General features: G+C 70.2%; 20 protein-coding genes. 11 read left to right on the top strand and 9 right to left on the bottom strand.

Annotation, left to right across the window (positions count from 1 at the left end; translation table 11 throughout):
* Positions 1-18 precede the first annotated feature (18 nt).
* A complete protein-coding gene (locus ACVTJA_RS28000) occupies positions 19-360 on the bottom strand; it encodes a hypothetical protein (protein WP_465824114.1) in 342 nt (113 codons plus the stop codon).
* Between the two features lie 867 nt (positions 361-1,227).
* On the opposite strand from ACVTJA_RS28000, the gene ACVTJA_RS27995 reads away from it, so the two are divergent.
* The 4 genes from ACVTJA_RS27995 (at position 1,228) to ACVTJA_RS27980 (ending at position 6,307) form a co-directional block, all read left to right on the top strand.
* Positions 1,228-2,742: a patatin-like phospholipase family protein gene (locus tag ACVTJA_RS27995; RefSeq protein WP_465824112.1), complete on the top strand. Its 1,515-nt coding sequence runs from the start codon at positions 1,228-1,230 to the stop codon at positions 2,740-2,742.
* 156 nt (positions 2,743-2,898) lie between these two features.
* The gene (locus ACVTJA_RS27990) at positions 2,899-4,623 is read left to right on the top strand and encodes a hypothetical protein (RefSeq protein ID WP_465824110.1); all 1,725 of its coding nucleotides are present in this window, start codon (positions 2,899-2,901) and stop codon (positions 4,621-4,623) included.
* A 12-nt stretch (positions 4,624-4,635) separates the two neighbouring features.
* The gene (locus ACVTJA_RS27985) at positions 4,636-5,331 is read left to right on the top strand and encodes a hypothetical protein (protein WP_465824108.1); all 696 of its coding nucleotides are present in this window, start codon (positions 4,636-4,638) and stop codon (positions 5,329-5,331) included.
* Between the two features lie 10 nt (positions 5,332-5,341).
* The gene (locus ACVTJA_RS27980) at positions 5,342-6,307 is read left to right on the top strand and encodes a hypothetical protein (protein ID WP_465824106.1); all 966 of its coding nucleotides are present in this window, start codon (positions 5,342-5,344) and stop codon (positions 6,305-6,307) included.
* 308 nt (positions 6,308-6,615) lie between these two features.
* On the opposite strand, the gene ACVTJA_RS27975 is transcribed toward ACVTJA_RS27980, so the two are convergent.
* From ACVTJA_RS27975 to ACVTJA_RS27960, 4 genes are all read right to left on the bottom strand, one after another.
* Positions 6,616-7,587, bottom strand: a complete 972-nt coding sequence (locus ACVTJA_RS27975; protein WP_465824105.1) for a DUF4382 domain-containing protein — start codon at positions 7,585-7,587, stop codon at positions 6,616-6,618.
* Positions 7,588-7,742: 155 nt separating this feature from the next.
* Positions 7,743-9,521 carry a DUF6311 domain-containing protein gene (locus ACVTJA_RS27970; protein WP_465824103.1) on the bottom strand — a complete coding sequence of 593 codons (1,779 nt, stop codon included), beginning with the start codon at positions 9,519-9,521 and terminating at the stop codon, positions 7,743-7,745.
* A gap of 107 nt (positions 9,522-9,628) precedes the next feature.
* Positions 9,629-10,894, bottom strand: a complete 1,266-nt coding sequence (locus ACVTJA_RS27965) for a hypothetical protein (protein ID WP_465824101.1) — start codon at positions 10,892-10,894, stop codon at positions 9,629-9,631.
* A 136-nt stretch (positions 10,895-11,030) separates the two neighbouring features.
* Positions 11,031-12,410, bottom strand: a complete 1,380-nt coding sequence (locus ACVTJA_RS27960; protein WP_465824100.1) for a sigma 54-interacting transcriptional regulator — start codon at positions 12,408-12,410, stop codon at positions 11,031-11,033.
* 64 nt (positions 12,411-12,474) lie between these two features.
* Here ACVTJA_RS27960 and ACVTJA_RS27955 point away from each other — a divergent pair, with 64 nt between their 5' ends.
* The 3 genes from ACVTJA_RS27955 to ACVTJA_RS27945 all read left to right on the top strand — a co-directional run bounded on the left by ACVTJA_RS27955 (position 12,475) and on the right by ACVTJA_RS27945 (position 19,735).
* The gene (locus ACVTJA_RS27955) at positions 12,475-14,925 is read left to right on the top strand and encodes a serine/threonine protein kinase (RefSeq protein WP_465824098.1); all 2,451 of its coding nucleotides are present in this window, start codon (positions 12,475-12,477) and stop codon (positions 14,923-14,925) included.
* Between the two features lie 84 nt (positions 14,926-15,009).
* Positions 15,010-17,481 carry a serine/threonine-protein kinase gene (locus ACVTJA_RS27950; protein WP_465824096.1) on the top strand — a complete coding sequence of 824 codons (2,472 nt, stop codon included), beginning with the start codon at positions 15,010-15,012 and terminating at the stop codon, positions 17,479-17,481.
* A gap of 88 nt (positions 17,482-17,569) precedes the next feature.
* Positions 17,570-19,735, top strand: a complete 2,166-nt coding sequence (locus ACVTJA_RS27945; protein ID WP_465824094.1) for an alpha-amylase family glycosyl hydrolase — start codon at positions 17,570-17,572, stop codon at positions 19,733-19,735.
* 82 nt (positions 19,736-19,817) lie between these two features.
* On the opposite strand, the gene ACVTJA_RS27940 is transcribed toward ACVTJA_RS27945, so the two are convergent.
* On the bottom strand, positions 19,818-20,027 hold the full coding sequence (locus ACVTJA_RS27940) for a hypothetical protein (RefSeq protein ID WP_465824093.1): 210 nt from the start codon (positions 20,025-20,027) through the stop codon (positions 19,818-19,820).
* A gap of 228 nt (positions 20,028-20,255) precedes the next feature.
* Here ACVTJA_RS27940 and ACVTJA_RS27935 point away from each other — a divergent pair, with 228 nt between their 5' ends.
* Together ACVTJA_RS27935 and ACVTJA_RS27930 are read left to right on the top strand one after the other, a co-directional pair.
* Entirely contained in the window at positions 20,256-20,531 is a 276-nt protein-coding gene (locus ACVTJA_RS27935) for a hypothetical protein (RefSeq protein WP_206727828.1), read from the top strand.
* Positions 20,532-20,592: 61 nt separating this feature from the next.
* Positions 20,593-21,315: a PHP-associated domain-containing protein gene (locus tag ACVTJA_RS27930; protein WP_465824091.1), complete on the top strand. Its 723-nt coding sequence runs from the start codon at positions 20,593-20,595 to the stop codon at positions 21,313-21,315.
* Positions 21,316-21,331: 16 nt separating this feature from the next.
* On the opposite strand, the gene ACVTJA_RS27925 is transcribed toward ACVTJA_RS27930, so the two are convergent.
* From ACVTJA_RS27925 to ACVTJA_RS27915, 3 genes are all read right to left on the bottom strand, one after another.
* Positions 21,332-22,084, bottom strand: a complete 753-nt coding sequence (locus tag ACVTJA_RS27925; protein ID WP_465824089.1) for a hypothetical protein — start codon at positions 22,082-22,084, stop codon at positions 21,332-21,334.
* 317 nt (positions 22,085-22,401) lie between these two features.
* The gene (locus ACVTJA_RS27920; protein WP_465824087.1) at positions 22,402-22,725 is read right to left on the bottom strand and encodes an FmdB family zinc ribbon protein; all 324 of its coding nucleotides are present in this window, start codon (positions 22,723-22,725) and stop codon (positions 22,402-22,404) included.
* A 16-nt stretch (positions 22,726-22,741) separates the two neighbouring features.
* Positions 22,742-23,920, bottom strand: a complete 1,179-nt coding sequence (locus ACVTJA_RS27915; RefSeq protein ID WP_465824085.1) for a hypothetical protein — start codon at positions 23,918-23,920, stop codon at positions 22,742-22,744.
* Between the two features lie 443 nt (positions 23,921-24,363).
* On the opposite strand from ACVTJA_RS27915, the gene ACVTJA_RS27910 reads away from it, so the two are divergent.
* Positions 24,364-24,849: a Fur family transcriptional regulator gene (locus tag ACVTJA_RS27910; RefSeq protein ID WP_465824083.1), complete on the top strand. Its 486-nt coding sequence runs from the start codon at positions 24,364-24,366 to the stop codon at positions 24,847-24,849.
* Complete coding sequence (locus ACVTJA_RS27905; protein ID WP_465824081.1) at positions 24,846-25,367, top strand: TlpA family protein disulfide reductase; 522 nt, start codon at positions 24,846-24,848, stop codon at positions 25,365-25,367. Before ACVTJA_RS27910 ends, ACVTJA_RS27905 begins: the two co-directional genes overlap by 4 nt.
* The last annotated feature ends 1 nt before the right edge of the window (position 25,368 follow it).

Genomic DNA, 25,368 nt, shown 5'->3' with positions numbered 1-25,368 from the left:
GCCCCCAGACGCGGCATGTCATGAGAACCGGGCCATGAACGCGGCGAGGAGCGGACCTCCGGCGCGGGCCTCGGCGGGGGACTTCGGGCCGCCTTCGGTGAGCCGGGTGCGGAGCTCCTCCAGCGCGGGCTTCATGGCGTCGAAGGCTGAGTGGGCGGCCTCGGCGTTGTCGAAGAAGCGGTGGTGCAGGAGCCAGCCCGTCACGGCGCAGGTGATGGCGTGGAAGGAGCGCGAGTCATCGACTTCGTAGGTGAGGCGCACCTGTCCTGCGAGCTCCTCGTCGCGGGCAATGGTGCCGCCCTGCGAGCCCATCCATCCGAGCGAGCCTCCGTCTTCATAGGGCTTCCAATCCGTGCTCACCGGTCGACCTCGCGCAAGAGCCTGCGGGCGGCATCTTGCTCGAATCCAGGCCGTGAAGCGTGGAGACGTGGGGTGCTGGGAGCGCGTGGATGAATGGCGGGTGCGCGAGGTGGTGCCACTCGCTGGCCTCGCTGGCTGGTCGAGCGCGGTGGGCGAGGGTTGCATGCCACGTGGGTGCTCCCCAGGTTTGTCGCAGGTTCCCCTGGCTGACGACGTGCCGGAGGGGGGCAGGCCCTTCGCGAAGCAGTCCTCACAGCGATAGGCCCGTTCGAGTCGAGACGTGGGGCCCGCGTCATGCCAGCCGAACCGTCCAGCACTCCTCTCGAAGGTGAAGCCCCGGAGCAGCGTGGCGAGAGCGACGGACAGCCCACGGGCTCCGTCTCCGCCCACGGGGACAGGGAGACGGACAGGGGGCAGGTGCTCCCGCCCGCGGTGCGAGAGCGGTTGTCTCCGCTCGCGCTGGGCGTGGTCGCGGGGAACGTGATCGGGGGCGCGCTGGCCTACGGCTACCTCACGTTCAGGCGCAGGGGCGCACGGCACGGTGATGGAGTAGGGCGACTCGAGGGCGGAAGGTGGCGAGCGCTCATGGGTCGGCGACGAGAAGAGCTCGCAGCCGGCGCCGCCATCTCGCGACGAGGGAAGGGCGGTGCGAAGGGGCCCAGCGCAGCCGCTCCGCGACATGCCGGTTCGGGCCCGACAACGAGGTCGCCCATTGCTGCCTCGCGACAGGCGGAGTCCGGCACCCGGGAGCGGTCATCCTCCAGCAAGAAGTCACGCGCCCGAGCAAAGTCATCCGCTGCTCCGGCCTCACTCGTCGGACGAGGAGGGGACGGTCGGAAGCGCTCGCTCATCCTCGTCGGCGGAGGCATGCGCGCCGCGTGGCAGGCCGGTGCCATGCGTGCCCTCGCGGACGCGGGCGTCGTCTTCCAACATGCGGATGGCACGTCGAGCGGCATCCTCAACCTGGCCATGCTGCTCTCCGGCCTGTCTCCCCAGGAAATCTGCAACCGGTGGCGGACGCTCCCCGTGAAGGATTTCCTCTCCTTCGCGGCGCCACGGAAGCCCGTGGACCTGCTCGACGTGGAAGCGCTCGGAGACGCCGAGGCGCTCGTGCATCGCGTCCTGCCGCACCTGGGCATCGACCTGCGGGCCATCCACAAGAGCAAGCTCCTCGAAGGAACCTTCAACGTCTGCGACTTCGCCCGCAAGGTGAACGAGGTCATCCCTCACAAGCGCGTGGACCTGGACCTGCTGGTCGCAGCCGTCTCTCCGCCCATCCTCATGCCGCCGGTGAATCGGGACGGCACGCTCTACACCGACTCGCTGTGGATCCAGGACGGCAACCTGATGGAAGCCGTGCGCCGGGGCGCGGATGTCATCTGGGTGCTCTGGTGCATCGGCAACACGCCACGCTACGGCCGCGGCCTCCTCCAGCAGTACACCCACCTGATGGAGCTGAGCGCCAACGGCGCCCTCTTCGAACAACTCGAGCGCATCCGTGACATCAACGAGCGCATCCTCGCGGGCGAGGAGGTCATGGGCCACAGCCGCCCCATCGCCGTCCACCTCGTGAAGCCCGAGCGCCCGCTGCCCCTCGACACGGACGTCTACGACGGACGCGTCACCCCGGCCTCGCTCATCGACATGGGCTACTCGGACGCGTGGAGGTACCTCACGGTGCGCGGCGAGCAGGGCCTGCCGCTCACGCCCGAGATGACCCTCACCACCGAGCCCGCTCCGGACCTGACCTTCAGCGAGTCCCTCACCGGCCCCTTCGCACTCGGTCCCACGGACCCGATGGCCGGCGCCCTCCATCCCGAAGCGCGGCCCCTCACCGTGCACCTCACCATCGGCGTGGACGACGTGGACGCGTTCGTCGGTGACATCCGCCACACCGCGCGGCTCGTGGCCCGGCTCAGCTACGCCCCCTTCGGCGATGACATCCCCGTCCGGCTGGGCAGCTTCAACATCTTCCAGTCCAGAGAAGACGCGCGCACACGGTTGATGACCTACGGCCTGCGCTTCGCCCACGAGGGCCGCGAGTACTTCCTCGAAGGCACGCGCGCCATCCGCTACACCTCCGCCGCCACGCTGTGGAAGGACACCACGCGGCTCCACTGTCAGCTTCACGAAGGCCCGGATGCGCGCGGCCCGGTGGTGGGCGCCGGAGTGCTGTCGCTCGGCGTGGCCCAGGTCCTCGAAATCATCTCCAGCATGCACCCGGCCCGCCGGGGAAGCGGGGGGCTGTCCGCCATGGACCGCTTCGGGCGGTTCTTCCTCGGACCGCTGTGGGACCGCTATGCGCCCGTCGTGAGGTCGGGCCTCGCGCGAGAACTGGCCATCGAATCGCCGGAAGCGGTGGCGCCTCCACCTCCGGCGTGAAGAGGCACCGGGCGGCCGGGCGCTGGCGTCACGTCGCCATCCTCGCCACTCGGCCTCAGCGGAGGCTCCCCCATGGCGCAGACCCGAACTGTCGATGTGCATGCAATTCCAGGCAGGGGAGCCGCGCCCCCGCCGACCGCTCCCCCCGGACGGAAGATGGTGTGCTGGTTCGACCCGAGCGTCCTCGCGAAAGCGGGCGTGAAGGCGCTGTTGTCAGGCACCATCGGCAAGCAGGCCGACCGGCGGCTGCTGGACGCGGTGGCCTCACCGCAGCAGCTCTTCTACGACCTGTCCGTGGACGACGCCGGACGAGAGCGGGACGAGCTGTGGCTCGACTACGTGGCGGACCTGGGCGACGGCTGGGACAGCACCTATGCCGTTGCGCTCGCCGTCACACGGCCGGAGCTGTCCCTCACGGACCCCTCCGGCGCCACGCACGTGACGAAGGGCGGCGAGGTGCTCGTCTTCGGTGGCGACCAGGTGTACCCCACCGCGAGCGTGGACGAGTACCAGGCCCGCACGGTGCGCCCCTACGAGGCCGCCATGCACCATGGCCGCCAGCGGCCGCACCTGTTCGCGCTGCCGGGCAACCACGACTGGTACGACGGGTTGGTGTCCTTCCTGCGCCTGTTCTGCCAGGGCCGCGAGTCCTCCGCCTGGCGTACGCACCAGCGGCGCAGCTACTTCGCGGTCAAGCTGCCGCGCGGGTGGTGGCTGCTGGGCACCGACATGCAACTGGAGTCCGACGTGGACGCCGCGCAGGTGCAGTTCTTCGAGAACGTGGCGGAGAAGATGGGTGACGGCGACCGCGTCATCCTCTGCAACGCGGAGCCCGAGTGGATCCACCAGCAGGTGAAGCCCCACGCCGGCCGCGAGTTCCTCGACAACAACATCGCCTTCCTCGAGCAGACGGTGCTCGGCAAGAAGGTGAGTGTCTTCCTCGCGGGAGACCTGCACCACTACCGGCGCCACGAGAACGAGGAAGGGCGGCAGAAGATTGTCGCGGGCGGAGGCGGTGCCTTCCTGCATCCCACGCACCTGCCTCGCGTGGACTCGCGTCCGGACGGCTATGTGCTGCAGGAGAGCTTCCCCAAGCCCGAGGTGTCCAGCCGCCTGACGTGGCGCAACCTGGGCTTCCTCGGCCACAACCCGTGGTTCGGGGTGCTCATCGGCGTCCTCTACACGCTGCTCGGCTGGGGAATCGTGGCGGACCTGAATGCCACCGGGCCCTCGCACTCCTTCGGCCAGGTGCTGTCGCGGCTCATCGCGAACAGCGGCTCGCTGCTGCTCTCGGCGCTGGTGGTGGCGGGGATGGTGGGCTTCGCGGATGCGCGCCGGGGGGCCTGGTGGCGGAGGATTGCCGGCGGGCTCCATGGTTGCGTGCACGTGCTGGCGGCCCTGCTGCTGACATGGTTCGCCTCCGCGCTATCGGGGGCCGTGATGGGGGGCGGGGACACGCTCAGGCGGGACGTGGCCAGCGGGTTGCTGTTGTTCGCCGGTGGATTCCTCGTAGGGCCCACCTTGATGGGGGTGTACCTGCTCATCTCCCTCAATGTGTTCGGGTGTCACCCCAACGAGGCGTTCTCGTCCCTGGCGATTCCGGATTGGAAGAACTTCCTCCGTCTGAAGATAGACAGGGACGGGCAGTTGACCGTGTACCCGGTGGGCATCCGGCGCGTGCCCCGGACGTGGAAGGCCGGCGACACGGTGCGCGAGCCCGAGTGGGTCGCGGACCCGAAGGACAAGGAGGCCACTCCGCCGGAATTGATAGAGAAACCCATCGTCGTGAGCCAGACGAAAGCCCCACCCACGAAGGTAGGGAAGGGGAGGACGGAACAGTCGCGCGCGAGAGCGTTTGTGCCCGGGGGCGCGACGTCCTAACCTGCCGTGTCCATGAAGGCCTTCCTCGTCTCACTGTTCCTGTTGGGCTCGGCGCCGGACAGCAACGCGCCGGCCCTTCCTCCTGAAGCGCTCGCGGCGCCGCCCGTCGCGGACGACTCGCCTACCGCGTGGGCGTGCACCGTCGACACCCTCCGCGCGGGCAAGGAGTGTGTCTTCGAAGCCGACCAGTCCTCCGGCGCGCCCAGCGACAGCCAGGACACGGCGAACAAGAAGATGCTCCAGGACGTGGCGAAGGCGCTCTGCTCGGAAACGGTGGGCACCTCGCGTGACGGGCGTTCGGACTCGACGCTCACCAGCATGTGCCAGCGCCGCTTCATCACCGCCGTGGACCAGTGCGGCCTGGAGGGCACCGCGTCCATCATCGACGCGAAGGGCCGCTTCGCGCCGGGGGCTCGCGCCTGCTACCGCGCCCTGTCCTCCGTGCTGCAGGAGGTGCAGTTCATGGCGACGGTGGCCTCGCCGTGCTGCGAGTGCGCCGCGCGCGCGGGGTGCCCCGGTAGCAAGGGGGACCAGTGCTACGCGGATGTGTCGCAGCAGTTCGCGCCGCCCGCGGCGCTCTCGTGCATGAGCGACCGCTGCTCGGACGCGTGCTCCATGGTGCTGCCGTCGCAGTCGTCCGGTTCGCGGTCCGCGCCCACGGTCCGGGAGCACAGCCGCTCCACGCAGTCTGGCTCCGCCTCGCTCTAGGAGTCCCTTCATGCTCCGCCATCCCTGGATGCTCCCTGCCTGGGCCCTGATGGGCTCGCTCGCCGCCGGATGCGGCACGGCCCATTCGCACGTGACGTGGTCGGACCCGCCGCCGCCCCGTCAGGAGGTCGTCGCGGAGAAGCCGCCCCCGGCGCCGCCCGAGCCTCCCGCGCCGAGCGCCGTGGCGGACCCGAAGGCCTTCGCCGCGCGCTATCCGAATCCCGCGCTCTGCGAGGCCGCCGCGCGCCGGGTGCACGCCGAGTCCCGCGACGAGGGCTGGGCCGCGCTCAAGGCGTGCATCGAGAACACGCCCTTCACGCAGCTCAATGCGTTGCTCGGCCGCGCCTGGGCAGAGGACCTGCGCGTGCGGCCCGAGGGCGCGTCGCTCATCGCCCGCGTGGTGGCCCAGCGCGGAGGCGCCGTGAATGGCGAGCTCCAGACGCTCCAGGAGCGGCGCATTCCCATCTTCTCGCTGTCTTCGGCCATGGACCGGCCGGACACGTACAAGGGCCGCTACGTGCTGCTGCGCGCGCGCGTGGCGGACCAGCGCTCGGAGGGCGAGCGCCCCACGGTGTGGCTGGTGGAGCAGGCGCTGCAGTCGGCGGAGTCGGACATGCCGGTGGGCTACGGCGAGCGCACGGACTCGCTGTCGTCCTACTCGGGTGATTTGGACGGGCAGACGCAGCTCACCGGAATGGGCCGGATTGGCGGCACGGTGCAGTCGCGCCAGCGCGAGAACCGCACGCTCACGCGGAAGCACTACGACAACATCTCCGACGAGACGGGACGCGAGGCGCTCGGCAGGCTTCCGCGCGCGGACCCGTTCCTGGAGACGCGGCGCGACTACGTCATCCTGGCGCGCTTCGACGGCATGCGCGTCACCTCGGGCGGCGGCGACACGGATGAAGAGGCGCCGCTCATCCCCGTGCTGACCATCGTCAGCTACCACACGCCGCATCCGCTCGTCGTTTACTGAGGGGCGCTTCCTTCACGCGTCCCGCGTGAGCCGGGCCCGGAGCCATGCTGCTCCGGGCCCGTTTGCGTTCATGGGGCCGCGGTACGGCTGATGGGAGGGGGCGGAACAAGCACTGGAATGAGCCGGCCCCACGGCCCGCCGCTGCGCGCCTGCTCACGGCTCACTCGCGATGCCACGCTGATGCGTCCGAGCCCCGCGCCAACCGACCGGAGTCGGAAACAAAAAAACGAGGCGCCGGGGAGCACGCCCCGACGCCTCGCCTGGGTCGGCCCCGCGCCGACCCGACTGCAATCTGTTGCTCGCCCGCGCTATTCCGCCTGCGCGTCGGTGAGCGTAAAGGCCTGCGTGAGGTTCTTGCCGGACCCCAGCTCCACCGTCACCGGAGCATCCGGCGAGGTGCTGAACGTCACGCCCGTGGGCCCCGCGATGCTCACGGAGAAGGTGCCCGGGATGAGGAACTTGAAGCTCGCCTCGAAGGTACCGTTGCCGTCCGCGTCCGTCAGCGCCAGCTCCTCGCGGCTGCCCGCGGCGTTGATCATCACCGCGCGGAAGTCGCCCAGCGTCACCTGGTGGTCATCTACCACCGGCAGCGACACGCCCGCGCCCTTCGTCAGCGTCACGTTGATGCTGCCGGACGCCGTCACCTCGGCGCCCTTGATGACCGGGCTCATCACCCAGCGGCCCGAGCCGCCGGCCTCCTTGCCGAAGCTCTGCGCGACGTCGAAGTCCACCAGCAGGACCTTCTGCTCGCCCTCGATGCTCAGCGTCTCGGAGAACTTCACCTTCAGGCCGGACGAGCCGTAGCTCGGCATGTGCAGGGTGCCCTCGACCTCGGCGCCCTCGGGCAGCTCGGCGTAGTCCCTGGAGGAGGCGAAGATGGACGTGGTGCCGTCCGTGTTCTTCACCTCGATGTAGCCGCCGGTGATGACGAAGCGCAGCTCGTGGTAGTCGCCGTTCGGCACCACCGCGTCGGACACCAGCTCGGACGTCTTGTTGGCCAGGTCCAGCAGGCTCACCGTCACGGGCTCGTCGAGCAGCACCACGCGGCCGCCCTTGTCGCCGTTGGACTTGTTGATGTCGCCGTCGTCATCACCGTTGTCGCCATCGCCCTGGAGGTAGATCTCGGAGATGGTGACGACCGCGGTCTTGAGGTTGTCGCCCGGCGCGTCGGTCATCAACACCGTGACCTTGCCCTCACCGCCACCGCAGCCCAGGACGGGCAGCAGTGCGACGGTCAGCAGGGCAGCGAAGCTCGAACGAAGGCGCGAAAGCAGAGTCATAAAGTCGGTGGGCTCCAGCAGGGCTCCCAATACTTCGAACCCTTTCGGCAGGAATTGACCCGCCATGGGGCCAAACGGCCACGGGTCCACACTGCTGATTTCCGAATGCGTCCGATTCAGCGTGACTGAAGAAATACAGACAGATTCCGGTGGGCCTATCGTCGGGGTGAGGGCCGCGACACGGCGGGGTATCGCGTGTCCCGCGACGTCCACGACTCCGGCACCGCGAGCAGCAGGTCCACGCCGGGGATGCGCCAGGTGGTGTAGCCGAAGGCACCCGGCTCGGAGAGGAAGTCCTCCAGCGCCGAATCGCCGGAGAAGAGCGGGTCCTCGCGCAGGCGGGCGTCCAGGATGACGAGGTCGACGCGCTGGCGGCGCAAGAAGGAGGGGAGCGGCTCCCACGTGTGCTTCGTCCACGTGGGGATGCGACGGAATGGCGGTCCCAGGTAAACGGCGAGGCCGCCCTGCGCATCCAGCACGCCGATGGTTCCCCCCGGGTCGACGCGTGAAGACAGCCCGAGCGCGCGGAGGGCATACACGCGCAGCAACTGGTCCTTCTTCACCGCCGCCGGGCCGCCCTGGCGTTGCACGAGGTCCGGCACCGACAGCACCAGCACGCCAGACACCATCGCGGTCAGCACCAGTCCCGCGGGCCTCGGGCCGAGGCTCGCGGGGAGGAGGGCTTCACTCCGCCGAGGCGCCCGCGCCGCTGACGCCAGCGCGGCGAGCACCGCGAGGGCCATGAGCCCCTGCATCACGAGGTAGTGCTGGCGCGGCTGGATGAGCACCACGGACACGAGCACGGGCAGCAGCACCGCGCACGCCGCGGCCACGGTGCCCAGCACGCGCCGGCTCCGCAGGGCCCGCGGAACCCTGCGCGCGTTGCGGAGGAGCCTCGCCAGTGGGAAGCCCACCGCCACGGCGATGAGCAACAGGTGCCCTGCCTGCTCCCGCGTCCATGGCCGGCGCCCCCCGGGCAGGGGCGAGACACCGCCGTGGCCCGCCGCGAACATCCGAAGCGACTCGAGCGGATAGCGCCGCACGTTCTGCCCGACGTGCGCGAGCATCTCGTCCGGGTTGGCGCGGGCCGCATCGCCCAGCGAGTCCACGTCGCCGAACACGCGCTGGATGACCGTGTCGCACTGGCCCCACGGGTTCACCGGCAGGCCCGTGCGCCGGACGTAGTTGTCCGCGAAGTGCTGGCAGAACGCGAAGAAGCGCCGGTTGCGGGTGTTGCCGAACGGGTTGCCCATCACCGCGATGAGCACCACGGCGCCCAGCGCATAGGCCACACCCGTGCGCACGGCCCGGGGCCAGCGGGTGCGCTCCTTCGCGACGCTCCGCACGAGCAGCGCGACCAGCACCCCGGACGCGAGGAGGAAGGACAGGAAGTATTCGGGGCGCGCGAACGACGCGACGAGCAGGCCGAGCCCCACACGCACGCAGGCGTCCTCCGTCGTGCGCGCGGTGGACGCGAGGAGCAGCGCGGCGACGATGACGAGGAGCGCGAGCAGCGTGGGGCGCGGCAGCACGTGCGGCGCCATGGACAGCAGGTACACGGAGGCACCGGCCAGCGCGAGCCACGGCCTCGCGCCGACGCGTCGCAGGAGCGCGTAGCCCGCCACGGACGTGAGCAGCAGCAGGAGCCGCGTGTTGCCGTAGAAGACGTCCACCGGATCCGGCCACAGGCGCGAGAGGCCGAGGTACCAGAGCGAGTACAGCGGTCCCCACTCCGGGGCCGGCAGTCCGCGCTCGGGGATGAGCAGCGCACGCTGGAGGTAGTCCGCCTCGTCCCAGAGCCCCAGGTCCAACACGCCCTCGACGCCGCGCCCCAGCTTCACGCAGGCCAGCAGCAGCGCGATGAGACACACGCCCTCGGCGACGAGCGCGGGGAGGCGCTGCTGCGGTGAGGGCGGGAAGAGGGGGAGGGGCACGGGTGCGGGGGCAGGCGTGTGCCCCGCAGGGTTAGCAGAGCCCGTGGAGGTGAATCCACGCGGCCCCCGCCATGTGACGACCAGCCGACAGCGCCCTCACCCCCGCGTCACGAGCCCGGCTGCCACCCGGCGAGGGAGAGCATGGGCGAGGTGAAGAGCACGTCCTGGGGCATGACGGCCGCGGGCTCCACGTGGGCCTCCACCGCCGCCCGCGAGTCCAGCCACCGGCAGGCCTGGGGGAAGCGCGTCAGGTCCTGGAAGCACTCCGGGTTGAGGGCCACGCGCAGCACGTAGTCCTTCGCCTCGGCGAGCTGCTCCGCCGTCGGGTGCGCGTCCACCACGTTGACGCCGCGCGCGCGCAACGACGCCTTGAGCTCCGCCAGCTCGGAGGGAATGAAGGGGGCCGCGCCGGGCGGTAGCAGCACCAGGTGCGGCCGCATCAGCGCGCCCGTGCGCGGCGTTCCGGAGTCGCTCCGTCCGGCGCGTCGGCCCGAGCCCAGCACCGGGGGCAGGCCCAGCGGCACCGGGCGTCCCGCCGCGTCCGCCGTGGCGAAGAGGTAGAGGGGCGCCTCGTCCACCACGCCGTTGCGCTCCGCCGACGTGTTCCAGGTGAAGGCTCGCGTGCCGAAGTCGAGGTGGCCCACGCGCCTTCCGCGCAGCCACACCTCGCCCCGCACGGGCACGCCCACGCCGTCGCCGGAGAGCGGGCGCAGGGGCGTCGCGCTGCCTTCCGCCACCGCGGGCGTCAGGTCCGCCGGCGCGAGGGGCGCCAGCAGGCCGCCGCCGCGGTACATGCGCAGCCCCGCGCCGTAGAGCTCCGTGGCGCTCCGGTAGCGGTCCGGCGGCGTGTCCTTCGGGACGACGACGTACGTCACCTCCCAGAAGGGGCTGTAGAAGACGCTGTCGTCGCCGATGTCCACCAGCGGCAGCGCGCCCTTCAGCCGGTGCGCGTCCGGATGGGCCGCGTCGTACTCGGTGACGAGCACGTACCAGGGCTGCACCCAGACCTCGGGCACGTGCTCCCAGACCTCGAGCACCGTGAAGGCCACGGGCCGGCCCTCGCTGAAGGCCGGGAGGACGTTGAAGCCGTCGTGGTTTCGCGCCTGGAGCCGCTCGAGGTGGTGATACGGCGGCGACCACTGCGGCAGGCGGCGTCCGCGAAGGGTGATGGGCTCGCCGACTCCGAGGGTGGAGAGCCCTGCCGGCAGCGACGGCGTGAGGGCCGCGCGCTCGTGCAGGTGCCGCAGCGTCCAGATGCGCGGCACGGGCCCGGTGCGGGCTTCATCGCCGGTGCGGGTGCCGCAGCCGGTGGACAGGAGCGCGGCGAGCAGGGACAGCGCCGCGAGGAGGGGGCGAGACGAGGGAGGGAGCATGGCAGCCCCCGAACGCTGTGCACGCGAGCCACGGCCTCAAGGCGCACAGCCCTCACGGGCGAGCCGCAGGCATCCTTCGCGCGACGCAGTCACGGCTCCGCCGCGCGCGCAGCCTCCCTGGAGTCTCGACGAAGTGCTAGGTCGACGACGTGTCCAGCCCGTGCTTGCGCAGCAGCTTGCGCAGGTAGACGCGGTCGATGCCGGCCTCGCGCGCCGCGCGGGACACGTTGCCTCCGCAGCGCTCCAGCAGGGTGCGCAGGTAGTCGCGCTCGAAGCCGTCGATGAGCCGCTCCTTGGCCTCCTTGAAGGGGAGGTCCAGGGACATGGGCACCGTGTTCTCCGGGTCATCGTCCGAGAACATCGGCGCGTGGGCGGGCGCGTCGGGGATGTCCGGCAGGGCCTCCTCGCCGAGGTTCACCACGCGGTCCACCACGTTGCGCAGCTCGCGCACGTTGCCCGGCCACGGGTACTGCGCCAGCAGCGCGCGCGTCTGGTCCGACAGGGCGCTGGGCGGACGGCCCATGCGCTCCAGCACGGTGTCGATGAGCAGCGGGATGTCTTCCGGGTGCTCGCGCAGCGGAGGCAGCATGACGCGCAGCACCGCGAGCCGGTGGAACAGGTCCCCGCGGAACAGGCCGTTCTTCACCGCGCCCTCGAGGTCCTGGTGCGTCGCCGCCACCACGCGCACGTTGACGGTGCGGTAGTCGTTGGCGCCCACGCGCTTCACCTGCCGGCGCTCCAGCGCGCGCAGCAGGCGAGGCTGCACCTCCAGCGGCAACTCACCCACCTCGTCGAGGAAGAGGGTGCCGCCGTGGGCCCGCTCGAAGGCGCCCGCGCGGTCCGTGTTGGCACCGGTGAAGGCGCCCTTCACGTGGCCGAACAGCTCGCTCTCCAGCAGCGACGGGGCGATGCCCGCGAGGTCCGCGATGACGAAGGGCCCCCGGCTGCGCGGGCTCTGGGCGTGGATGCCCTCCGCGCACAGCTCCTTGCCGGTGCCCGTCTCGCCCTGGATGAGCACGTCGGACTCACCGGCGGCCAGCCGCTCCAGCATGGTGAACACCTCACGCATACGCCGGCTGTTGCCCACCAGCCCGCCGAAGCTGCCGCGCGTGGAGAGGGGCAGGGAGCGCGACTTCTCGCCCTCGGGCACCAGCTTGAGCTCCGTGTTGCCCAGGGTGAGGACGGCGCCGGGACGGACCTCCAGCTCGGAGAAGCGCATGCCCTCACAGAAGGAACCGTTGCGCGAGCCCGGGTCCACTGCGCGTACGCCATCCTCCCGCACTTCGAGGATGAGGTGCTGGCGCGACACGGCCCGGTCCGGGATGACGATGTGCGAGGTCGCCTCGGAGCCGATGCGGTAGCGCCCGGGCAGCAGTGGATAGGCCTTGCCTGCATCCGGCCCCGTCAGCACCACCAGACGCATGCGGACGCGAGGGGTGCGGATGGCAGGAAGGGCATCGGTTCGGACCAGCTCGTCCCCGTCCTCGTCTCCCAGACTCGACACGGCGCGGAACATACCACGGCGCGGGTGGGGCGCATGGCCTGGAATTCCCGGTTTTTAAGGTAGGCTCCAGGCCGCGATGGCCTTGCAACCCGGAGACAAGTTTGGCCGCTACGAGTTGGTGTCCTGGCTCGGCCGAGGCGGCATGGCGGAGACGTGGCGCGCCCGGCTGGTGGGCGACGCCGGCGTCACCAAGCCCGTGCTCATCAAGAAGGTGTTGCCGGAGTTCTCCGGTGACGAGGCCTTCATCTCCATGTTCATCAGCGAGGCGCGCATCTCCGCCACGCTGTCCCATGGCAACGTCGCCCAGGTCTTCGACTTCGGCCGGGTGGACGGGGACTACTTCCTGGCCATGGAGTACGTGGACGGCCAGCCGCTCCACCGCATCCTCAAGCGGGCGGCGCGCGGCGGCCTGACGGCCCTGCCCATCCACGTGTCGACGTTCATTGCGCTGGAGATGTGCCGGGGCCTGCACTACGCGCACACGCGCACGGACGAGAAGGGGCAGCAACTGGGCATCGTCCACCGCGACATCTCTCCAGACAACGTGCTCGTCAGCTACGAGGGGCAGGTCAAGATTGTCGACTTCGGCATCGCCAAGGCGCGCCTGCTGCGCACCTTCGACACCGAGCCCGGGGTGGTGAAGGGGAAGTACCTCTTCTTCTCGCCGGAGCAGGCGCGCGGTGAGGAGGTGGATGCGCGCACGGACGTGTGGGCCACCGGCCTGGTGCTGTACGAGATGCTGTGCGGTCAGCGCCCCCTCACCGGTCCGCCGCAGACGGTGATGGTGCGGATGGCGCGCGGCGACTTCCCCGCGCCCAGCGAGCTGCGCGGTGGCATCCCCGCCGCGCTGGATAAGCTCGTCATGCGCGCGCTGGCGGTGGACCTGTCGGCACGTTTCGAGTCCAGCCACGCCTTCGGCGATGCGCTGGCGGGCTTCCTCTACGGTTTCGATCCCCGGTTCTCCTCCATGAACCTGGCGCACCTCGTCCGGGAGTTGTTCCGCGAGGAGCTGGCCAAGGAGGGACGCGAGATGTCGGTGCCGCCCTCGTTCCGGGAGGAGCTGGCTCTCTGGCGAAGCACCGCGCCCAACCTCGCCCCGACGCGGAATGGGGACGGGCCTTCGCCGCATCCCCCGAAGGCGAGGCAGACGGCCGTCGAGCGCGGGCCGAAGCACGAGACGAAGCCGGCGTCCTCGCCACGTCTCTCACGGGGAGCGCTCGTTGCTGGCGCGGGCCTCCTCCTGTCGCTCGGGGCTGGCGCCGTGCTGCTACCCACCTGGGGCGCGGGCCCGACTCCCACGGAGAATGAACCGTCGTCACCGCAGCCGCCGCCGGCGAAGGCCCTGGAGAAGGTTGCCGTCAAGGAACGTGCCGCCCCGGTGGAAGCGCCGAAACAGGAGGCGGTCGTCGCGCCCGTCGAGGCCACGGCGACGACGGCCTCCGCGCGCGAGGCACCAGGCACGGCAACGGACACCGCCCGTGAGATGACCTTCCGGCTGGAGGCCCGGCGGGATGTCATCCTGGTGCCTCGAAGCTTCGTCGCCGACACGGGGCTGGCACCGAGCATGCTTTACGAGGTGACGGATATCTCCGAGAACCCGCGTTCGCGGCCGGAGCCGGAGGAGGTCCTCAGTCCTTCCGTTTCCAATCCGCCCCCCATCTTCTACCTGCTCTCGGGCCCGCGGATGTCCTCGGAGGACTCCCTCGGGGAGGTGACCGACGAAGCGATGTTCTTCGTCGGGGCCTCGAGCATCTCCTTCTTCACGTTGAGCCCGCCCTCCATGGGGAGTCCGCGCCAGCGCAGCATCCAGCTCGCGAGCGCACAGGCTGGCTCGAAGAAGCAGATCGCCTTCAGCCCGGAGGACAGAGGCGCGTCCCTGGAAAAGGCCGCGTTGCTCACGGGGCTGAGTCGCTCGGTCAGGTATTCCCTGACGCTGACGGTCTCGGGTGGCGTTCCAGCGCGCATCCGTGGACCTGGGCGCGGTCTCGAGCGTTGGATCGCCTGCATCCAATGGTCGCCTTCCGCGCCGGCTGGAGATGTCGCCGTGAGGGGGCCCGTGGCGTTCCTCCTGGGACAGGGCAACGAGGTGCGCGTCGAGGGAGTCGAGGCGCTCAAATGTGGCTTCGTCGACGACAACCCCTCGGACAACGTGGGCCTCATGGAGGTGCACGTCGTGCCGATCGGCCGCGGCAGCCAGAAGCAGCCACTGTCGGAGTCCTCGTCCGTCGAGGCCAGCAGGTTGTTGTCTGCGGAGAGCCTGGCCTCAACTGTCAAGGAGTTGCTGAAAGCGAACACCGAGGGGAGGGCCATGCAGGCAGTCGCGATGGCGAATGCCTGCCTGGGTTTCGTGCCCGAGCACGCGGACTGCCTGCTGTATTCCGGCTCAGCCCTGGCCCGCCTGAATCGCGTCGAGGAGGCGGTGAGCCGGTACCGGCGCTTCGTCGAGCACCACCCGAACCATCCTCGGGCAAAGACGGTGCGACAGCTTCTGGAGTCGTATGAGCGAGCCGACACCCCCGAGCCCTAGCGGCCCCGCGAATGAAGCCTCCCCGGCTCCGGCGATGCCGAGGGCTTAGCAACCGCCCTGCCACAGCGCTACTGTAGGGGCTCCATGGCGAGTGAGCAGGGAAGACATTTCGGCCGGTACGAACTGCAGACGCGTATTGGCCGGGGGGGCATGGCGGAGGCATGGCGCGCCCGGCTGATGGGCGCCGCCGGTGTCACCAAGCCCGTGCTCATCAAGAAGGTGCTGCCCGAGTTCTCCGGCGACGAAGCCTTCATCTCCATGTTCATCAACGAGGCGCGCATCTCCGCCACGCTGTCCCACGGCAACATCGCCCAGGTCTTCGACTTCGGCCGGGTGGACGGCGACTACTTCCTGGCCATGGAGTACGTGGACGGACAGCCGCTCCACCGCATCATGAAGCGCGCGCAGCGCTCCGGCTTCTCGTGCCTTCCCGCGCCCGTCGCCACCTTCATCGCCCTGGAGGTGTGCCGGGGCCTGCACTACGCGCACACGCGCACGGACGAGAAGGGCCAGCCGCTCGGCATCGTCCACCGGGACATCTCTCCGGACAACGTGCTCGTCAGCTACGAGGGGCAGGTCAAGATCGTCGACTTCGGCATCGCCAAGGCGCGCTCGCTGCGCAGCTTCGACACCGCGCCGGGCGTGGTGAAGGGGAAGTACCTCTTCTTCTCGCCGGAACAGGCGAGCGGTCAAGAGGTGGACGCGCGCACGGACGTGTGGGCCACCGGCGTGCTGCTCTTCCTGCTCGCGTGCGGGCGCCTGCCGTTGGAGGGGCCCGAGTACGTGGTGATGCGCAAGCTCGTGAGCCGGCAGGCGCTGCCGAGACCTCGCGACGTGAGGCCGGACCTCCCCGCGCCGCTGGACGCCATCATCATGAAGGCGCTCGCGCTGAAGAAGGAGGACCGCTTCGAGTCCGCGCACGAGCTGGGCGACGCGCTGGCCGGCTTCCTCTACACGTCCGCGCCGCGCTTCTCGTCCATGTCCGTCGCACACCTGCTGCGCGAGCTCTTCCGCGAGGACATGGCGGCGGAGGGGCGAGACACCCGGGTGCCGGCGTCCTTCGTGGAGGAGCTGTCCGTCTGGAAGGCCGAGTCACCGCTTCCCCGTCCCACCGATCCTGCCAGACCCCAGCTCGACGTCGATCCCCAGACGCAGGAGCACCTGACGGAGGAGCCGAAGGCCCTCGCGCGCCTCGCTCGCGAGCGCAAGGAGCCCCCCACCGTGTCGGCGGAGGCCATCCCCCGCCAGGGAGGCATCAGCCCGTCGACGGTGGTGGGCGTCGTGGCGGTGCTCTCCATTGCCGCGCTGGTGTGGCTGGCCTTCCCGTGGCTCCAGGCGGACTGGGCGGAACAGGAGGCGCCCGCCGCGCCCCCGCCTCCCGTGACCTTGAGGCCCACCCCGCAGACTCCAACGCAGGCGCCCCCGGTGGCTCCGCAGCAGAAGACCCGGATGGCGGAGGCACCCGCGGCCCCGGCCTCCGTCACGTGGCCGGTGGACGGCTTCCAGCTCGAGGCCGGGCAGCACGTCTTCCGCGTCTCGCCCGCGCGCGCGGCGCTCGGCATGCTGGATGCGCAGTCGGAGTGGCGCCTCGCGGAGGCCACGTTCGTGACGGATGCGGACCGGGGCCGCTCCATGCCCACGCTCTTCTTCCTCCTCACGGGACCGGACGTGGACGCGCACACTGCGGTGGGCACCGTGTCGCGCAAGCCGGAGGTCCTCCGCGGCGCGTCCGGGGTGATGCTCTTCACGCTGGGCCTGCCCACCACGAAGGACGACCTGCCCGAGCGCACCGTGACGGCCACGCGCGTGAAGACGGGCGAGGTGCAGCGCTTCACCCTCCACCCGGAATGGATGACGGCCTCCATGGACCGCGCGCTCGTCCTCGACGGGCTGACGCTGGAGGACACCTACCGGCTGACGGTGGAGCCGGTGGACGAGGGGGCCTTCACGCGCGGCCGCGAGCACGGCCCGACGCCCACGGTGGCCTGCGTCCAGCAGGTGAAGCCGGAGGAGACTCCGCCGGACCTCGCGCTGAGATTCCTCGTGTCCCAGGGGGAGGAAGCGCGCGTCACCGGCGTGCGGGGCCTGCACTGTGGCTTCATCGACGACGACCCTTCCGACAACCTCGGCGCGGTGCGGGTGCGCGTGGAGAAGTCCCGACCTCTCGCGGAGCGCGGTACTCCGACGGTCCGCGTGCAGGCACTGCCCCGGGGCGCCGGCGCTCAGCGACAGAAGGTGACGTTGGCCTCCGGGACGAAGGCCGACCCCTCGGAGGCCACGTCCGAGGCGTCCGCACAGCACTCGGCGCTCGCCCAGGGCCAGGCCCTCTTCAAGGAGGGAAAGCTCGAGGCCGCGCGCGCCCAGGCCCGGAAGTGCGTGGCGGATGCGCCCCACAACGCCGAGTGCCACCTGCTGCTCGGCTCCGTGGAGGCCCGCCTGGGCAACGTGGAGGAGGGGGCGAAGCACTACCGCCGCTTCCTGGAACTGGCCCCGGCGGACCACCCCCACGCCGGCAAGGTCATCCGCGTCCTCCAGGAGTACGAGGCCCACCCGTAGTCACAGGGGCTCACGACGCGCCGAGTCAAATCCTTCGGCCCCGGGGACTTGGAAAAGCGAGCGGGGCTCCCGTAGAAAGGGGGCTCGCATGACGCTCTCCCGCATCCCCCGCGCCCTCGCGCTTCCGGCGCTGCTGTCCGTTGCCGCCTGCGGTGACTCCGATTCCATCCCCGTCCGGACCTGCGAGGTGACGCTGACCTATGCCCCGCAGCAGTCCGTGCAGGGCACCGTGTCCGTCATCGGCGAGTGGGACGGTTTCTCCTCCACCCATCCGCTGAAGCTGCAGGACCGGGGAGACGGCGTCTTCACGGCGCGCCTGGAGGGCCTGGAGCCGCGCGACTACGGCTACCGCTTCGTCCGGGGCGAGACGCAGCTCATGGACCCGCAGAATCCGTACACCCGCTGGGTGCGCTCGGAGGAGTACTCGAAGCTGACGGTGCCGGACTGCCGCCAGCCGGCGCTGGAGCTGCGGCGCTTCTCGGTGGGCCGTGACGGCAAGCTGGACGTGGAGGTGGCCTACCTCGACGGCACGGACGAGTCTGGCCCCGCGAAGGAGGGCGTCGTCCTCACGCTGGACGGCGAGGCGAAGCCGGACGCGTTCAATCGCGACACGGGGCTGTTCCGGCTCGACACCTCCGTCTCCGTGGGCAAGCACCACGTGAAGGTGACGGCGAAGGACGCCGACGGCCGCGAGGCCGCGCCGCTCTACCTGCCCTTCTGGGTGGAGCCGAAGAAGTTCCGCTGGGAGTCGGGGCTGATGTACTTCGCCTTCACCGACCGCTTCAGCAACGCCCGGGCGGACAACGACGGCCCGGTGGCCGACGTGGACCCCATCGCCAACTACCAGGGCGGTGACTTCGCCGGAATCACCCAGAAAATCGAGGAGGGCTACTTCTCCAACCTCGGCGTGAAGACGCTGTGGATTTCCCCCGTGGACCAGAACCCGGAGGGGCGGTTCATCGGCACGGGCGGTAAGTACTACGCGGGCTACCACGGCTACTGGCCGTCCAAGCCGCGCACCACGCAGTACCGCTTCGGCTCGCTGGAGGAGCTGCGCGCGCTCACCGCCGCCGCCCACAAGCAGGGCATCCGCGTGATTGCCGACCTGGTGCTCAACCACGTGCACCAGGAGCACCCGTACTGGAGTCAGCACAAGACGGACGGCTGGTTCAACACGTCCGCGAGCTGCGTGTGCGGCACCCAGGACTGCGACTGGGAGGAGAAGCGCCTCACCTGCAAGTTCACGGACTACCTGCCTGACTTCAACTGGCGCTCGTCGGACATGGTGGACCAGTTCATCGACGACACGCTGTGGTGGCTGGAGGAGGCGGACTTCGACGGCTTCCGCATGGACGCCGTGAAGCACATGGACCAGGTGGCGGGGCGCACGCTGCGCGGGCGGCTGAAGGAAATCACCGCCATGACGGGCACCGAGTTCTACCTCGTCGGTGAGACCTTCGTGGGCGAGGACGGACGCTCGCAGATTGCCCGCTACATCAGCCCGCGCGAGCTGGACGGCCAGTTCGACTTCCCCCTGTACTGGCCCATCCGCCGCGCCTTCGCGGACGGCGAGCCGCTGACCATCGTGGAGACCGCCGTGCGCTCCAACGAGGTCTTCTACGCGCCGGGCACCCTCAACTCGCCGTTCCTGGGCAACCACGACGTGGCGCGCTTCATGTCCCAGGCCGCGAAGCAGCTCGAGGGGGAGGGGGGAGACCCGTTCAGCAACGCGCGCCCGCCGGCCACGGTGACGGACCCGGCCGCCTTCGAGAAGGCGAAGTACGCCTTCACCTTCCTGCTCACCCAGCCGGGCGTGCCGCTCGTGTACTACGGCGACGAGATGGGCATGCCGGGCGCTGGGGACCCGGACAACCGCCGGATGATGCGCTTCGGCACCGAGCTGGAGTCCCTGGAGGCGGAGCTGCTGGCCCTGGTCCAGAAGCTGGGCCGGGCGCGCGCGGAGAACGAGGCGCTCCAGACGGGCGCCCGTCACACGCTGCGCGTGGAGAGCGACCTCTACATCTTCCAGCGGAGCCTGCCGAACGGGCAGGGCGCCATCGTGGTCATCAACCGGGGCACGGTGAACCGGCCGCCGCTGGAAATCGACCTGGTGGGAAGCCTCGCCGCGAGGAACGCGACGTACAAGGACATCTTCAGCGGCCGTGAGCTGAAGCTCGAGGGGACGGCGACCGTGGTGGAGCTGCCGCCGCGCAGTGTCTCCGTGTACGTGCCGGGAGAGGTTCTCCTGCCGTAGCGCGAGCGACTGGTGTCAGGGCCGTCGGGTGAGAGGGGAGGCCGCCCCTTCCTTCCACCGACCCCGTGTAGGGAACCAAGAACTACGGCTGCGACTGCTGCTGCTGACTCTTCCCGTGCTTGTAGAAGAGCACGAGGGTGTAGCAGTGGAATTCGTTGTCGGAAGACTGACAAACGACGCGGTCCACGATTTCCAGATCCGCGTTGCTCTTCAGCCAACGGGTGACGTTCTCACCCAGCTCCTCGCGCTCCTTCGCCTTGGTGGCGGAGAAGACCTTCACGCCCGTGAACATCGCCTGCCACTCCTTGTGCGGTACTGACAAAGGACAATAGGGGGTTATGGCACGCTATTTCCAGAGGTGTCAAAAACCCGGCTTCCCTGGCACCCGGATGTTGATCCTGACGGGGCGGGGGTTTGCAGGGCGGGCCGCGTGCCTAGATTGGCCAAGTCGCACCTGGTGATTGGGGCGCTCGGGGCAGGGGCCGCGGGCGGTGGCGGCGGTGGGGAAGGGGGAAGGCCCGTGGACATGAAGACCAAGAAGGACCTGGCGGTAGACTTCATCAATACGATTCGGACGATGGAGCCCACCGCGCTCAACGCGCTGATTGTGAAGGAGGCGGGCGAGGAGCTGGCCCAGTTCTTCCTGAACTACAGCGCGAATCTCATCTCCAAGGACCCGTCGAGGGTGCTGGAGAACACCTCCTCGCTGATGCTGATGGGGTATCTCATCCGCACGTACGAGGAGAAGAACACGCAGGCCCGGCAGGGGACCTTCCAGTCCTACGCTTTCGCCTGAGGAGTGGGGGCGCGGCAGGCTCGACAGGCCCGGGTAAGGCCTGTTAGGGAGCGGCGCCCACATGCTCATCGACCTGCACGCCCATTCCTACCTGTCCAAGGGTTGCGAGCTGGACCCTCGCAACGTGCTGGAGCGGGCCGCGATGTTCGGCCTGGACGGGGTGGCCTTCACCGAGACGAACACCCAGGACGGCTGCGACGAGCTGTTCGACCTGGGGGCGAAGTCGAAGCTGAAGGTCTTCGTCGGGCTGGAGCTCCTGACGGACCGCGGCCAGTACCTCTGCTTCTTCCCGAAGCCGGAGCTGGCCCCGGAGCCGGTGCAGCTATGGGGCAGCAACCGCGACAAGCCGTGGAGCGCCGCCGAGTGCCTCCCCAAGCTGAAGTCCCTGGGGGCGGCCGTCGTCGCGGCGCGGCCCTATGACCGGGATTCGCAGAACCCGGCCATGGACTTCATCCGCACGCTGAACCTGCTCTCCGCCGTGGAGGGCTACAACGCGCGGGTGAAGCAGACGGCCAATGACCTCGCCGTCGAGGCAGCCGAGGCGCTGAAGCTCCCGTGCATCGGGGGCAGCGACGCGCGCGGCTCGCTGGACGAGGTGGGCCGGGGCGCCACGTTCTTCAAGCGCGACATCAAGACGCAGCCGGAGTTGGTGGCTGAGCTGCTGAAGGGCGAGTTCTGGCCCGTCATGGCCGGCGAGCTGCCGCGCCTCACCCGTCCCGGCGAGGCCCAGGCCGCGCGCAAGGGCGGTGGGGGCCGGGGCGGCAAGCAGCGCCGCCGCCGGTAGGCCTTCGAAGCACCCGTTACTGGAGGAGCGGCTTGCCGGCCTCCTCGGCGCGGACGAGCCGGCCGTCGGTGAGGAAGGCCTTGCGGCGGCCGCCCGGGTACGTCCACTCCTCGTTCTTCGACGTGCCGTCCAGCGTGCGGAGCACCCGCTCCGGCGGGCCCCACGCCATGCGCACCGCGTCCATGGGCATGTTGGGCACCAGCCGCTTCTCGCGGACGGCTTCCTTCACCGCCGGGGCCAGGGCGTCCAGCTGCGCCGTCAGCTCGCGGGGCGCGAGGTACTTCTCCAATTCCGCGCGGAAGTCATCCGGGCGCTCGATGTTGGGCGGCAGCACCAGCACCAGCGGCGGCGTCTGGGGCGTGGCGCCTTCCTCGGCCAGGTACACCCAGGGCCAGGTGCGCGGGGTGTAGAGGACGCGCTCGGCCACCACCCACGAGGTGGGGAACTCCACCTGGGTGATTCGCAGCTTCGTGCCGGCGGGGAGGATGCGCTCCACCGCGCCGGGGTTGATGGGCTTGCCCTTCGTGTCATCCAGGAGGCGCACGTCCTCGGGCGCGTACGGCGTGAGGAGGCGCTTGGAGGCGTCACCGAAGAAGGGCGTGACGTGGCTGGAGACGCGCAGGTACTGCACCGCCTCGGGGCCGGTGAGGGCGCCGTTCAGCGAGGTCCGGGCCTCGGGCGGCATCTTGGTGTAGGACGCGCAGCCCGAGGCAACGGCGGTGAGGACGAGGACGGCGAGGGAGGACAGGCGAAGTCTGTTGAGCGGCATGGCACCTCCGCGAGACACGTGCGCGGGAGGGGCCTGCTTAGCTCAGCGGGCGGCCTGCGTCAGCGGGGACGGCGCATGCTCCTCGCGCTTGGCTCCGCCACGGCAGCCGCGCTGGGGAGGACAGACGGGGCCACGGCCCAGCGGGTCCGCGACGAGGAGGAATCGGCCGAGCCCGCGCGCATCCGTCAGCTCCGGGTGACCGCACAGAGCGCAGTGGCGGGGAGGACGTTTCGAAGGAGGGAAGGGCACGGGGCGCAAGTGTGCGCCGCTCCCGTGCCCTGAGCGAATTTTCGGCCGGCCCGCCGGTGAGACGGGGCCTACTTCTTGTCGCCGGACGCCGCGGCGGGCGTTGAGGAGCTGCTCGAGGAGGACGAGCTGCTCGAGGAGGACGAGCTGCTCGACGAGGACGAGCCGCTCGACGACGACGAGCCGCTCGACGACGAGCTGTCCTTCTTCGTGGAGCTGTACAGGTCCGAGTACCAGCCGCCGCCCTTCAGGACGAAGCTGGAGCGGCTGACGACCTTGGACAGCGAGCCCTCGGCGCCGCACGCGGAGCACGCGGCCGGAGCCGGGTCCGAGATCTTCTGCAGCACGTCGATGGTCTTTCCACAGCTCGAGCAGGCGTATTCGTAGATGGGCATGGTTCGCGGTGCCTCGTCAGGGAGTTGATGGGGGGGCGCCGGCGAGGAGCCGCTTGCGCAGCCCCTCCGCCAGGCCCAGGCGCTCGAAGGCGCGGAAGACGAGCTCGGCGGGCGCGCCGTGCTTGCGGCCCACGGCATCCGCCAGCCCGTGGATGTCGGTGGCGTCCGGCAGCTCGTCGGCCACCAGTCGCTCCAGCTCCTTCCGGAGGGAGTCGGAGAACTTCCGCTGGATGCCCAGGTCCGCGAGGTACTTCTCGCGGCCGAGCAGGTCCAGCCGGTGCGTCAGGTGGGACGTGGCCAGGGCCTCGCGGCGGAAGCGCTCGCGCAGGGCCTCCACCTCCTCGCCCAGCCCGAGCACCGCGATGAGCCGCTGCAGCTCGGAGGGGCTCAGCCCCAGGGACCAGCCCACGCGGCCGGAGGCGCCGCGCTGATCCGTGTACGCGGCCAGCACCTGGCGCTTCTCCTTCTCCGTGAGGGGCTCCAGGAGCCCGTGGTCCTTGAGCACGTTCTCCAGGTCCACCAGCGTCAGCTCGCCGCGCGAGCCGTTGTAGCGCTGCGACAGGTTGCTCAGGAGCGCGAAGCGGTGCTCGGCGCCCTCCAGGGCCGCCTCCACCCCCGGCTTGCTGCTCAGGCGCGTCAGCTCCATGAAGGACGCCCGGGGCGCCTCCACGCGAGTGAAGCGGCCCCGGGGACGGGGCAAATCCCGGCGGAGGAAGCCCAGGTCCTCGCCCTCGTCGAAGCCCTGTGCCCCAGCGTCGGCGGCGTCGGCCTCGGCGGTGGCGCGCTTCTTCGGGGCGATGCGCTCCTGGACGGCGGCCTCCTGCTTCGCGGCCTTGCCCGCCTTCTTGCCGGCCTTCCCTTCGCCCTCCTCGGAAGCGGCGGGCGGCGTGGCGAAGACGGGCACGGCGGGAGCCGGGGCGGGCGGAGGGGTCTTCTCCTCGCGCACGTGGGCCAGCTCGCGAGCCACGTCGTAGTAGCCGCAGGCCTGCCGCTGGGCGGCCAGGGCGGGGGCGGTGCCACGGAGGATGTCCACCACGGCGAAGGGGCCGAGCGGGGAGGCTTCCGGCTCGGCATCCGTCAGGGTGCGGACGCGGAAGTCATCGTCCTCGGCCAGGAGGGCGAGCGCTTCGCGCACCTCCGGAGCCGGGGCCGGGGACTTCGCGCGGCGGCAGAAATCCGAGACGGCAACCGCCACGGGGGTGGGAACGTCATCGGGCTGTCGTCGTCGCTGCCAGGGGCTGGTCATGGAAAGTCGCCGAAAAATGCTCGTTTACGAGGGCGGATGCCTCTATCTTCGCCGCCAGACGGGTGTCAATGAGCCAGTCCGACTCCAATCTAAACAGCCACCAGCGAGTGCAAGTCGGAGGGACGGGCGGGCAGGTAGGCGGGGGCCACCTGTCGCCGCTCGCCGGACGTTGCGAGCCGGGCCGAGGGGCGGTATTTCGCCCCGCACGTTCGAAGACCAACAATCCGTAGAGGCGCTTTCTTCGACATTGGGGCGGGTTCTGGTGGGGAATGAAGCGGGTCGCAGTGGCCCCCTGAACCGGTTACAACAGGAGCGGAGGGCGGACCGGGTCGGCCCCCTACCGAGGTAGCTCGATGCAGGCGCGGACCCGTGGGGCGTTTGAAGGAACGGACATGAGCCACAGCCACAGCCATGAGCATGATGAGTCGAAGGACGAGGTGCTCGCCCGCTACATGGCGCAGCACGGGCTGAAGAGCACCCGCCAGCGCAGCCTCATCATCGACACCTTCTTCTCGGTGGGTGGTCACCTGTCGGTGGAGGAGCTGTGGAACAAGGTGCGCGAACAGGACACCAAGGTGTCCGTCGCCACCGTGTACCGCACCATGAAGCTGCTCAACGAGTGCGGCCTGGCCCACGCGCGCAACTTCGGCGACGGGCAGACGCGCTACGAGGCGGCGGCGGGGCGGGAGCACCACGACCACCTCATCTGCACCCGCTGCGGCACCATCGTCGAGTTCGAGAATGATCGCATCGAGGCGATGCAGGACGCGGTGGCGCGCAAGCACGGCTTCAAAGTGACGTCGCACAAGATGGAGCTGTACGGGCTGTGCAAGGACTGCCAGCGCGCCACGGGCGTCGCGCCGACGACAGCGGCATGAGGACGGCCGCCCGACTCCGGCTGTGCGCGGCGCTGCTCGTGCTGGCACTGGCCGGCTGCGGCCGCGGCACGAGGCCGGTGGATGCGGGGCCCGCCTTCCTCTACGCGCTGGCGCTGCCGTCGGTGGGGCCCACCCCGCACAACATGCGTACGCTGAGCGGCAAGGTGGTGCTCGTCTCCTTCTTCGCGACGTGGTGCTTCCCGTGCCTCGCGGAGATGCCCACGCTGGAGGCGCTGCAGCGCGACTACGGCGCGAAGGGCTTCCAGGTGGTGTCCGTGGGCATGGACCTGGAGGGAGAGAAGGTGCTCCAGCCCTTCGCTGACCACTTCGCGCTCCGCTACCCGGTGCTGGTGGCCAACGACGCCCTGCGCGAGGGCCAGACGGCGTTCGGCCCCATCCGAGCGCTGCCCACCACCATCCTCCTCGACAAGCGGGGCCGCGCCGTGGCCGGGTGGGAGGGCGTGGAAGGGCACACGGACGTGGCGAAGGCCATCGAGAAGCTGCTGGCCGAGCCGTAGC

The organism is Pyxidicoccus sp. M6 (genome assembly GCF_055568925.1).
Note: the sequence above shows the minus strand (reverse complement) of the source record. Positions and strands in the feature narration are given on the sequence as shown.

Coding starts and splice junctions, on each gene's coding strand:
- ACVTJA_RS27945 (WP_465824094.1), top strand. CDS start 17,570: ATGACGCTCTCCCGCATCCCCCGCGCCCTCGCGCTTCCGGCGCTGCTG.
- ACVTJA_RS27920 (WP_465824087.1), bottom strand. CDS start 22,725: ATGCCCATCTACGAATACGCCTGCTCGAGCTGTGGAAAGACCATCGAC.
- ACVTJA_RS27985 (WP_465824108.1), top strand. CDS start 4,636: ATGAAGGCCTTCCTCGTCTCACTGTTCCTGTTGGGCTCGGCGCCGGAC.
- ACVTJA_RS27965 (WP_465824101.1), bottom strand. CDS start 10,894: ATGCTCCCTCCCTCGTCTCGCCCCCTCCTCGCGGCGCTGTCCCTGCTC.
- ACVTJA_RS27995 (WP_465824112.1), top strand. CDS start 1,228: ATGCGCGCCGCGTGGCAGGCCGGTGCCATGCGTGCCCTCGCGGACGCG.
- ACVTJA_RS27930 (WP_465824091.1), top strand. CDS start 20,593: ATGCTCATCGACCTGCACGCCCATTCCTACCTGTCCAAGGGTTGCGAG.
- ACVTJA_RS27990 (WP_465824110.1), top strand. CDS start 2,899: ATGGTGTGCTGGTTCGACCCGAGCGTCCTCGCGAAAGCGGGCGTGAAG.
- ACVTJA_RS27940 (WP_465824093.1), bottom strand. CDS start 20,027: ATGTTCACGGGCGTGAAGGTCTTCTCCGCCACCAAGGCGAAGGAGCGC.
- ACVTJA_RS27910 (WP_465824083.1), top strand. CDS start 24,364: ATGAGCCACAGCCACAGCCATGAGCATGATGAGTCGAAGGACGAGGTG.
- ACVTJA_RS27980 (WP_465824106.1), top strand. CDS start 5,342: ATGCTCCGCCATCCCTGGATGCTCCCTGCCTGGGCCCTGATGGGCTCG.
- ACVTJA_RS27975 (WP_465824105.1), bottom strand. CDS start 7,587: ATGACTCTGCTTTCGCGCCTTCGTTCGAGCTTCGCTGCCCTGCTGACC.
- ACVTJA_RS27960 (WP_465824100.1), bottom strand. CDS start 12,410: ATGTTCCGCGCCGTGTCGAGTCTGGGAGACGAGGACGGGGACGAGCTG.
- ACVTJA_RS27905 (WP_465824081.1), top strand. CDS start 24,846: ATGAGGACGGCCGCCCGACTCCGGCTGTGCGCGGCGCTGCTCGTGCTG.
- ACVTJA_RS27955 (WP_465824098.1), top strand. CDS start 12,475: ATGGCCTTGCAACCCGGAGACAAGTTTGGCCGCTACGAGTTGGTGTCC.
- ACVTJA_RS27925 (WP_465824089.1), bottom strand. CDS start 22,084: ATGCCGCTCAACAGACTTCGCCTGTCCTCCCTCGCCGTCCTCGTCCTC.
- ACVTJA_RS27950 (WP_465824096.1), top strand. CDS start 15,010: ATGGCGAGTGAGCAGGGAAGACATTTCGGCCGGTACGAACTGCAGACG.